The organism is Cyanobium sp. LEGE 06143 (assembly GCF_015207535.1).
GTDB lineage: Bacteria > Cyanobacteriota > Cyanobacteriia > PCC-6307 > Cyanobiaceae > NIES-981.
Window position 1 is genome coordinate 1 of record NZ_JADEWP010000085.1, and the last position, 9992, is coordinate 9992.

General features: G+C 70.9%; 7 protein-coding genes. 1 reads left to right on the forward strand and 6 read right to left on the reverse strand.

The window, feature by feature from the left end:
* Positions 1–73 precede the first annotated feature (73 nt).
* The 5 genes from IQ216_RS07510 to IQ216_RS07530 form a co-directional block, all read right to left on the reverse strand.
* Positions 74–1660, reverse strand: coding sequence for an AAA family ATPase (locus IQ216_RS07510; RefSeq protein ID WP_193814990.1), 1587 nt, complete (start codon positions 1658–1660; stop codon positions 74–76).
* Positions 1661–1701: 41 nt separating this feature from the next.
* Positions 1702–2586 carry a ferredoxin:protochlorophyllide reductase (ATP-dependent) iron-sulfur ATP-binding protein gene (gene bchL / locus IQ216_RS07515; protein WP_186696772.1) on the reverse strand — a complete coding sequence of 295 codons (885 nt, stop codon included), beginning with the start codon at positions 2584–2586 and terminating at the stop codon, positions 1702–1704.
* 61 nt (positions 2587–2647) lie between these two features.
* Positions 2648–4267, reverse strand: coding sequence for a ferredoxin:protochlorophyllide reductase (ATP-dependent) subunit B (locus tag IQ216_RS07520; RefSeq protein WP_193814991.1), 1620 nt, complete (start codon positions 4265–4267; stop codon positions 2648–2650).
* Complete coding sequence (locus tag IQ216_RS07525) at positions 4267–5577, reverse strand: ferredoxin:protochlorophyllide reductase (ATP-dependent) subunit N (protein ID WP_193814992.1); 1311 nt, start codon at positions 5575–5577, stop codon at positions 4267–4269. Before IQ216_RS07525 ends, IQ216_RS07520 begins: the two co-directional genes overlap by 1 nt.
* A gap of 116 nt (positions 5578–5693) precedes the next feature.
* Positions 5694–7775: a transglutaminase family protein gene (locus IQ216_RS07530; RefSeq protein WP_228007266.1), complete on the reverse strand. Its 2082-nt coding sequence runs from the start codon at positions 7773–7775 to the stop codon at positions 5694–5696.
* Between the two features lie 176 nt (positions 7776–7951).
* Between IQ216_RS07530 and IQ216_RS07535 the strand changes: the two genes are divergently transcribed.
* Entirely contained in the window at positions 7952–9079 is a 1128-nt protein-coding gene (locus IQ216_RS07535) for a TrkA family potassium uptake protein (protein WP_193814994.1), read from the forward strand.
* A gap of 29 nt (positions 9080–9108) precedes the next feature.
* Here the strand turns inward: IQ216_RS07535 and IQ216_RS07540 are convergent, their stop codons facing one another.
* Positions 9109–9684: a hypothetical protein gene (locus IQ216_RS07540; protein WP_193814995.1), complete on the reverse strand. Its 576-nt coding sequence runs from the start codon at positions 9682–9684 to the stop codon at positions 9109–9111.
* Positions 9685–9992 lie beyond the last annotated feature (308 nt).

Genomic DNA, 9992 nt, shown 5'->3' on the forward strand with positions numbered 1-9992 from the left:
CATCCACCCCCTTCGTGCCCTCGGTGCCACCGTTGCCGGAGGCCATCACGCCCGGCACCGAGGCCCCCGAGCCTCAGCTGCCCTGACCCAGGCGGCTCTCGAGGCGGGCAGCCAGATCCGCGATGGCCTCGCTGCCGTCGCCTGTCTCTGCTGCCAGGGTCAGCAACCGCTCTTCGGCATCGAGGGGTTCCGCCTGGCGCCACTGGGAGCGCAGCACATCCAGGTCGGCATCGGAGGGGTCGCGGCCCAGACGTTGCCGCTGGCGCAGCCGCTGCTCCGCCAGCTCCGCCGCAACCGGGAAGCTCAGGATCACCAGCGGCACCCCGGCGGCCCCGGCCACGGCGGCCATGGCCTGGCGGTGGCTGCGGCGCAGGAAGGTGGCATCCACGATCACCCGGAAGCCGGCGGCCAGCAGCAGCGCGGCCAGCTGGGGCAGCCGCTGCTCGAACAGCTCTGCGCTCACCTCGGCGCTGTAGAGCTCGCCGCTGCGGCTGGCGGAGCCATCGGGCTGGGGATGGCCCTGCCTCTGAACCCCCCACTGGCCGAACAGGCGCTTGCGTTCCACGTCTGAGCGCAGCCGGATGGCGCCGAGCCGCCCGAGCAGCAGGCCGCTGCTGTGGGACTTCCCCGATCCCGACACCCCATGGCAGAGCAGCAGAGCTGCCGCTGGCGGCTGACAGAGGCGCTCGGCCAGCTGCAGATAGCGCTCCACCGGCTCGCTCTGCCCAGCCAGGGCCGCCACCTTGGCCCGCACCAGGGCCCGGTAGCTCGCATACCAGGACCAGAGCTGCAGCCCCCCGTAGTCGCCGCTCTGATCCAGCCAGCCGTTCAGCAGCCGGTAGGCCAGGGCCTGCTCGCCGTGCTCCTGCAGGTCCATCACCAGGAAGGCCAGGTCGCTGATCGGATCGATCCAGCGCAGGGCAGGGCTGAACTCGAGGCAGTCGAACACCTCGATGCGCCCCTGCCGCAGCAGCATGTTGCCGAGGTGCAGATCGCCGTGGCCTTCACGGATCCGGCCGGTGGCCAGGCGTTGCGCAAAGGGCTGCTGCAGCGTGCCGAAGCTGCTGTCGATCCAGCTGCGCAGCCGCAGCAGCCTGGCTGCCAGAGCCGGATCGCCATGCTCCAGCAGGCTGGTGATGTTGGCCTGCACCGGCTCCAGCACCGCCTCTGGGGTGCCATAGGGCCCGCCCGGATCGGCCTGGGCCGCCTCGGCGTGGAAGCGGGCCAGGCGCTCGGCCAGGGAATCGATCTGCTCGGGCCCCACGGCGCCCCGGCCCAGGGCCGCCGGCAGCAGGGCCTCCTGGGGGAATTCGGCCATGCGCACGGCGTACTCCAGGCTGGCGGGCCCCGCCGATTCAGCAGGATGCGACTGGGGGCCTGGGCTGGGCTCGGCCTCCAGACCAGCGGCCAGGCGCGGCCGCTCCGGACTCCCCCCGATGGCCACCACGCCCTGGTAGATCCCGGGGCTGAGGCGCCGGTTGAGGCGCACTTCCTCGTGGCAGAGCTGCCGGCGGAGCTCCAGGGTGCTGAAGTTGACGAAGCCGAAATCCACCGGCTTCTTCACCTTGTAGGCGATGTCTCCGGTGAGCAGCACCCAGGAGATGTGGGTCTGCAGCAGGCGGATCGGGCCCACCCGGTGGGGGTAGGCCTCAGGGCGCAACAGCCCCTGGATCAGGGGCGGCAGGGAGCCGTGCTGGTCGATCAGTCGAAGCCCAGCAGGTCGAAGATCTCGCGGTCCTTGAGGGATTCGGCCTCCAGCGGCTCCACGTTCTCGAGCATGGCCTGGGCCAGGCGCAGGTATTCCTTCTGCACTTCCTCCACCTCAGGCGTGGGCTCCATCTCGAAGATCGTGCACTTCTTCAGGCGCGACTTGCGGATCGCATCCACGGTCTTGAAGTGGGCCATGGTGCGCAGACCGGTGCGCTCGTTGAACTTGTCGATCTCGTCGGTCTGCTCGGAGCGGTTGGCGATCACGCCGCCGAGCCGCACCTTGTAGTTCTTGGCCTTGGCATTGATGGCCTGCATGATCCGATTCATGGCGAAGATCGAATCGAAATCATTGGCCGTCACGATCAGGCAGTAATCGGCGTGCTGCAGGGGCGCGGCAAAACCGCCACACACCACGTCGCCCAGCACATCGAAGATCACCACATCGGTGTCCTCGAGGAGATGGTGCTCCTTGAGCAGCTTCACCGTCTGCCCGGTCACGTAGCCGCCACAGCCGGTGCCGGCCGGAGGACCTCCCGATTCGACGCACTGCACGCCGTTGAAGCCCTCGAACACGAAGTCTTCGGGGCGCAGCTCCTCGCTGTGGAAATCCACGGTTTCGAGGATGTCGATCACCGTGGGCACCATTTTCTTGGTGAGGGTGAAGGTGCTGTCGTGCTTGGGATCACAGCCGATCTGCAGCACCCGCTTGCCCAGCTTCGAGAAGGCGGCCGAGAGGTTCGAGGAGGTGGTGCTCTTGCCGATCCCCCCCTTGCCGTAGACGGCGATCACCAGGGCGCCTGTGGCGATGTCGTCCTTGGGGTCCAGATGGACCTGGAGGCTGCCTTCCCCATCGGGACGGCGCAGGGTGGTGGTCATGGGGGTGGACTCAGGAAAAGGAGAAAAAGGAACGCTCGACTCAGAACCCAGGACGCTGGACTCAGGCGGAGAAGTGGGCCTTGGCGGCGTAGAGGGCCTCGCCGTCGATCAGGGCCAGCCCCTGCTCGCGGGCATAGGCCTCGGTGTTGCGCCGCACCTTGCCGCGCACGAAGAAGGGAATCTTGGCCAGTTCGGCCTCGCCGGTCGGGTCCCAGCTGGGGTCGCTGGTGCCGACCGGAGTTCGTTCTTCGCTGCCGGGGCCTGGGGAGCCGGAGGCCAGAGCCACGGCGGAGGCTGGAGCCGTGGCTGGTTCAGCCGGGGCCTGGCCGCCCAGGTGGCTGCGGTGGCCCTCCACGAATTCGAAGTCGTGGCGGAACATGCCGATCAGGTGCTCCTCCAGGCCCATCATCAGCGGATGCACCCAGCTGTCGAACAGCTCGTTGGCGCCCTCCCAGCCCATCTGGGGGGCATGGCGGGCCGGCACATCCTGCACATGCAGGGGGGAGCTGATCACGGCGCAGGGAATGCCGAGGCGCTTGGCGCTGTGGCGCTCCATCTGGGTGCCGAGCACCAGCTCCGGCATGGCCTCGGCCATGGCCCGCTCCACCTCCAGGTAGTCGTCGCTGATCAGGGCTTCGAGGCCCAGCTCCCGGGCCGCGGCCCGCACATCCCTGGCCAGCTCGCGGCTGTAGCTGCCCAGGCCCACCACCTCAAAGCCCAGCTCCCGGCTGGCCACCCGGGCGGCGGCGATCGCATGGGTGGCATCGCCGAAGATGAACACCCGCTTGCCGGTGAGGTAGGTGGAGTCGACCGAGCGGGAGTACCAGGGCAGCTGGGAGGAGCTCTCTGGTGCCATCGGCTGCTCTTCCATGCCGAGCACCTGGCGCAGCTCGCCCAGGAAGTCGCGGGTGGCGCCGATGCCGATCGGCACCGTGCGCACCACCGGCTGGCCGAAGCGCCGCTCCAGCCAGCTGCACACCGATCCGGCCACCTCCGGATAAAGGCAGACATTGGCATCGGCCGCCGGGATGCGCGCCAGGTCGGCCGGGCGGGCGCCCAGCGGCGCGACCACGCCCACATCGATGCCCTCGGCGCCCAGCAGGCGGGTGAGCTCGCGCACATCGTCGCGGCAGCGGAAGCCCAGCAGGCTGGGGCCGAGCAGGTTGACCCGGGGCCGGCGGCCCTCGGCCCGCCAGCGCTGGGGCGACGGCGGCGGCGTGCCCGGGGCCGGCATCTGGGCCTTGAGCAGGTGCCGCACCAGTTGGTAGAAGGTCTCGGCCGCTCCCCAGTTCTCCTTCTTGGAGTAGGCGGGCAGCTCCAGGCTCACCACGGGAGCGCCGCCCAGGTCCATGCCGGCCGCCAGGGAGCCCGGTTGGTCCTGGATCAGCTCGGCGGTGCAGCTCTCGCCCACCAGCAGGGCCTCAGGCTGGAAGCGGTCCACCGCTTCCTGGATCGAGCGCTTGACCAGCTCGGCGGTGTCACCGCCGAGGTCGCGGGCCTGGAAGGTGGTGTAGGTGACGGGTGGGCGCCGCTGCCGCCGCTCGATCATCGTGAACAGCAGGTCGGCATAGGTGTCGCCCTGGGGCGCGTGCAGCACCAGGTGCACTCCCTCCATCGAGGCGGTGATGCGCAGGGCCCCCACGTGGGGAGGGCCTTCGTAGGTCCAGAGGGTGAGTTCCATCAGGAGAAACGCAGCAGGTTGCGGCGACGCAGGGGTCGCGAGAACAGCTCGGCCAGATCGCCGGCCTGGTCGCAGCCGTGGATGGGGCTGAACACCAGCTCGATCGACCACTTGGTGGCGATGCCCTCCGCCTCCAGGGGATTGGCCAGCCCCAGGCCGCACACCACCAGATCCGGCCGGGCGGCCCGCACCCGATCGAGCTGGTTCTCCACGTGCTGGCCCTCGGTGAGGGGGGTGCCGGCGGGCAGCAGGGCCAGCTCGGATTCGAGCAGGGCGCGATCCAGATAGGGCGTGCCCACCTCCACCAGCTCCATGCCGCACTCGCGCTGCAGGAAGCGGGCCAGGGAGAGCTCCAGCTGGGAGTCGGGCAGCAGGAACAGCCGCTTGCCCTCCAGGATCTCGCGGTGCGGCGCCACGGCCCGCCGGCCCCGCTCCACCAGGGGATCGAGCACGGCGGCCACCCGGGCATCGTCCAGGCCGAAGGCGGCGGCGGCGGCGGCCATCCAGGCGGCGCTGCCCTCGACGCCGAGGGGATAGGGAGCTGAGATCAGCTGGGCGCCGAGGGCGGTGAGGGCCCGGGCGGTGGCGGAGAGGAAGGGTTGGGCCAGCAGCACCCGGGTGCCGGGACCGATGGCGGGCAGGTCGCGGGAGTGGCGCGGCGGCAGGCTGCGCACCCGCTCGATGCCCATGCGGCCGAACAGGCTGATCAGCCGGTCTTCCACCGCGTCGGCCAGGGTGCCCACGATCAACAGCTCCTGCGCTGCTGCCGGGGCCGCCCCCTCAGCGGCAGGGGCGGCCGGAGCTCTGGGCATCAGCGGCACCATCGCCAGCAGGGCCTGGTCCTCGCCCTGGGTGAAGGTGGTTTCGATGCCGCTGCCGGTGTAGTTCAGCACCCGCACCTGGCCGGCGAGACGGGTGTTGAGGCGCTCGGCGGCCTTGGCCAGGTCGAGCTTGATCACCTCACTGGGGCAGGAGCCCACCAGGAACAGGGTGCGGATCTCGGGGCGGCGCTGCAGCAGGTCGGCCACGAGCCGGTCCAGCTCCTCGTTGGCATCGGCGAGGCCGGCCAGGTCGCGCTCCCCCAGGATCGCCGTGCCGAAGCGCGGTTCGGCGAAGATCATCACGCCGGCGGCGCTCTGGATCAGGTGGGCGCAGGTGCGCGACCCCACCACCAGAAAGAAGGCATCGGGCATGCGGCGGTGCAGCCACACGATCGAGGTGAGGCCGCAGAACACCTCGCGCTGGCCGCTTTCCCTGCGAACCTCCAGCGCCGGCGCCGTGGCCGCCGCCACTGTTGTCGATCCACCCATGCGGTGATCCGCTGCTGCGTTGCCACCCACTGCTAGGGGGGATCGGCCCCCGTGGCAGTGCCCGGTCCCTGGATTGGGCTGGGATCAGTGGGATTTGTGATGTGGGCGCTGCCGTGTCAGGAGATGAGGTCAGGGGGCAGCCGCAGGTCCACCGTGCAGGGCCGCTCAGCCCCGGTCTGCCAGGGCGCCGCCAGGGGCCACGCCAGGGGCGTCGGCTCCACTGGAGCGAAGCTGAGGGCCTCGGGCTCCAGCTCCCACTGGGCCAGGGGCCAGGGGCCGAGGCCTTCGCCAGCACGGCTGCCGCTGAGTGGCACCAGTTGCAGCACCAGGGGCATCGCGGGCTCGATGCCGGCGTGGAAGCAGGGGTAGAGGGCGCTGGCGCGGTAGCGCACCGCCAGGGGGCCGGGCTGTTGCAGGGGCAGGGGGCGGCCGTTCAGCACCAGGGCATAGCGCTCGGCCAGGGCGCCGGCGCCCAGCAACTCGAAGCGGCGCAGGGAGCCGTCCACGAAGCGGCTGGTGAAGCCCCCTTCCCGCGGGGTGTCGCAGATCAGGGGCCAGGGCTCCAGGGCCGGCCGCAGGGTCAGTTCGGGGGCGCCCGGCGCGGCGGCGTCGCGCCAGCGCAGCAGCGGCGGGAAGCGCCACTCCCAGATGGTGCGGTAGGGCGCGGCATCGAGGGGCAGGCCGGCGGCCTCCAGATCGGCCAGCACGGCTTCAAGGTCGGCCCAGAGCTGGCTGGGCAGCAGCATCCGATCGTGCAGGGCTCCGCCCCAGGGGTGCAGCCGCCGCGGTCGCCGGGCCGGATCCAGCTGCAGGGCGGCCAGATGGGACCAGAGCAGGGCGATGGCGGCCATCCAGTCGGCCTGGGGCAGGCTCTCCAGGGCCCGGAATTCGATCAGCCCGAGGCAGCCGGCCGGTGCGCCCGGATTCCAGAACTTGTCGAGGCTGATCTCGCTGCGGTGGTTGTTGCCGGAGCGGTCGGCATGCAGATGGCGCAGGGTTTCACCGATCAGCTGGCGCTGCTCGCCGCGGGCCCGCTCCAGCACGGTGTAGGCGAGCTCCAGGTCGAACAGCTCGCCGAGGGCCTCATCGGGCCGGGGCGCCTGGGAGGACGGACCCACGCTCGCGCCACTGAACAGATAGGCGAGGCTGGGGTGGTGCTGGAAATAGCGCAGGATTCCCACCAGCCAGTCGGGGCGCGGGAAGAAGGGGTGCTGCTCCAGGTCGCGGCTGCCCCAGAGCAGGTGGTTGCCGCCGCCGGTGCCCTGCTGGCCGCCCGCCTCGCTCTGCTTCCAGCTGCGCAGGCCCACCGCAGCGCCGGCCGCCTCGATCAGCCGCAGCCAGTCGCGGTAGGCGCTCCAGCTGTCGCACACCGGCAGGTTCACCTCCAGCACGCCCGGATCGGCGGTGAGGCCCAGCACCTCCCAGCCCTCGCTGGCATCCACCGGCAGCAGGCCGCTGAGATCGGGCTCAGCCAGGGCTGCGGCCGTGAGCGGACAGCAGGCCTCGGCGCTGATGGCCTGCAGCAGTTGCTCCGTGGGCTGCCGCTCCAGGGGCGGCAGGAACAGGCCCCAGCCGGCGGCTCCAAAGCCGCCGGGGCCGATCTCCAGGGTGAGCAGCTGGCAGGGCAGGTCGTCGGGGAAGTGCTCCAGCGGCAACCGCAGCCCGGCCGGCCCCGGGGCGGCGGTGAGGCGACGCTGCTCCAGGGGCAGCTCCCAGCAGCCGCTGCTCCAGCCCTCCTCCTCATCCCAGGTGAGTGGCACCGCCCAGACGGCCCGCTCAGGATCGCGCTCATCCAGCAGGCGCAGGGGCGCCAGGGCAACGCCGAGGCGCTCGCCCAGCCGCTTCAGCCAGGGCACCCCGGCCGGGGCCGTGAGCGCTCCGCCCGTGGCGGCTGGCGTGGGCCACGGGGCGATGGGAGCGCCGTGGCGGCCGGTGATCAGCCGCAGGGCCCAGCGGGGGTTCACCTCGCCTTCGTAGCGCTTGCCGCTGCAGTAGAGCAGCGTGCTGCCCGGCCAGGTGCGCAGCTGGATCGCCGCCGCCAGGGCGCGGGCCACGGGCAGCTTGGTGGGGCCATCCGCCGCCACCGACCACTCCAGGCCCTCGGGCCCCAGGGGCACCAGGGTGGGCTCACCGCCGAGGGTGAGCGTGATTCCGGCAGCCTCCAGCCGCCCCTCAGCCCGCCGGGCGGCTTCCTCCATCCAGGACATCGTGGCGATCGGCGGTGCAGTGGGTGGGGACAGGGCACGACTGCGGGCCGCACCACCGCTCCATCCTGCGCTGTGGCCTGACCGGGACCTGCTGCGACCGTGACCTGCAGCGTCAGCGCAGCATTGGTTTAATGGCGCAGCGATCCGGCCGTCGGATCCGGATCTCCATGGCCAGCCTCCGCTGGCGCCTCTGGCGCCGACGCCGTCCCCCATCCACCCGGATTCGCCGACCCTGGCGGGCCCCGCTTGCCCTGGTGGTGCTGGTCAATCTGGCTGCCCTGGGCTATCGCCTCACGGAGGGCTGGGGCTGGGCGGACTGCTACTGGATGGTGGCGATCACGATCAGCACGATCGGCTTCGGCGAGGTGCAGCCCCTCTCGCCGGCTGGACGTCTGGTGACGGTGCTGCTGATCCTGGGCGGCCTGGTGGTGGTGCAGATCAGCATCCAGGGAGTGCTTGGCCTCTCTGAATCGGGCTATTTCAGGCGCCTGCGCGAGCGCCGTTTCCGCCGCTGGATCAAGACCATGCAAGACCATGTGATTCTCTGCGGCTACGGCCGCATCGGCCGTGAGATCGCCGAGCAGCTCTGCCGGGAGCGGGTGCCGCTGCTGGTGGTGGAGCTGGACCAGGAGCGCAGCACGGCCGCCCAGGACCGCGGTCTGCCGGTGCTGGTGGCCGATGCCACCCTCGATGAAACCCTGATGGAGGCGGGCATCCACCAGTGCCGCTCCCTGGTGGCGGCCCTGCCCAGCAACGCCGCCAATCTCTACGTGGTGCTGAGCGCCCGCGGGCTGGCCCCCTCCTGCCGCCTGATCGCCCGCTCAGACAGCGATGAGGCGGAGCGCAAATTACGCCTGGCCGGGGCCGACCAGGTGGTGAGCCCCTACGTGAGTGGCGGCCGCACCATGGCCGCCACCGCCCTGCGGCCCCTGGCCGTCACCTTCATGGATCTGCTGGCCGGCAGCGATTGCGAGGTGGAGGAGTTCCGGCTCAGCGCCAACCCCGGCGATCTGGGTCGGCTGCTGGAAATGAGTCTGGGGGAGCTGCAGCTGGGGCGGCGCACCGGCGCCCTGGTGCTGGCCGTGCAGCCGGCGCCCCCGGCCCAGGACATGGTGCGCCAGTACCGGGGCACCACCTACAAGCTCGAAGAGCAGACCCTGATCGCCAATCCCGGCAGCGACCACCGGCTGGCCCCTGGGCAGATGCTGGTGGTGATGGGCAGCAAGGATCAGCTGCAGGACCTCACCAGCCTGCTGGGCCCGGCCCTGATCAGCATCGAGCACATGGCGAGCTGAGGCCTGGGAGGCTCAGGGCCGGGCTGGCTTCAGCTCTCGGCCTCTTCGAGGATCTGGCGCTGCAGTTCAATCTGATAGCCCTCCACCATCGTTTCAAGGGAGGCCTCTTCCTCGTCGTCCACCTGCAGGGCCTCCGCCAGGGTGAGATCGGGCACCTGGGCGGTGCCGATCGCGGTGAGGGCAACCCCCAGCGAAGCGCTGTCGCGGTGCCAGATCGAAGCGGCCTCGGCCAGCTTGGTGAGCACCTCGTCGTCCATGGGGTCGCCGCGGCGCTGGGCCAGGGCCACCGCCAGGCGCCGGTCGTCGAACACGGCCGCGGCGGCGAGATGGGCTGCGTGCAGGGCCCCGAGGCTGTAGACGGCCTCGGAGCGCAGGGTGAGCAGGCTCTTGCTGAGGGCCCGCTCCCGCACGCCCTGCCAGGGCGCTGAGGGCAGGCTGTCTTCGCTGGCGCCTGGGGCCTCATCCAGCCCCACCATCGAGGGCAGCTTGGGGTTGGGCGCTCCGGCCAGCAGAGCCGGCTGGCGCTCCAGCGCCAGGATGGGATCGCGCTCTGGATCGAGTCGATCACCGACGCGGCGGAGCCACTGACCCAGTCGTGCGCGCATGCCCATATCCTGTTTTGCCTGCCGCTGCCCCCCACTGTGCCCCTCCTGGGCCGGAAGCGCTCGCCGGGCGGCCCTTCGGGGACCCGCACCCCACAACCGCCAGCAGCTTTGTAACGTGTTGTGAACGAACGCGAAAACGACGCCATGGAGACCCTTTCCCTCAGCCGCCAATTCGCCATGGAGGCCCATGCCCGGGCGATCGATTCCTGCGACAACGTCGAGGAGCTGCGCACCGTGGCCAAGAGCCTGCTCCAGGCCTGGCAGCTGCAGGCCTCAATGAGTGAAGACCTCGTGGCCCAGCTGATGGG

Coding starts and splice junctions, on each gene's coding strand:
- IQ216_RS07520 (WP_193814991.1), bottom strand. CDS start 4,267: ATGGAACTCACCCTCTGGACCTACGAAGGCCCTCCCCACGTGGGGGCC.
- IQ216_RS07525 (WP_193814992.1), bottom strand. CDS start 5,577: ATGGGTGGATCGACAACAGTGGCGGCGGCCACGGCGCCGGCGCTGGAG.
- IQ216_RS07530 (WP_228007266.1), bottom strand. CDS start 7,775: ATGGAGGAAGCCGCCCGGCGGGCTGAGGGGCGGCTGGAGGCTGCCGGA.
- IQ216_RS07535 (WP_193814994.1), top strand. CDS start 7,952: ATGGCCAGCCTCCGCTGGCGCCTCTGGCGCCGACGCCGTCCCCCATCC.
- bchL (WP_186696772.1), bottom strand. CDS start 2,586: ATGACCACCACCCTGCGCCGTCCCGATGGGGAAGGCAGCCTCCAGGTC.
- IQ216_RS07540 (WP_193814995.1), bottom strand. CDS start 9,684: ATGCGCGCACGACTGGGTCAGTGGCTCCGCCGCGTCGGTGATCGACTC.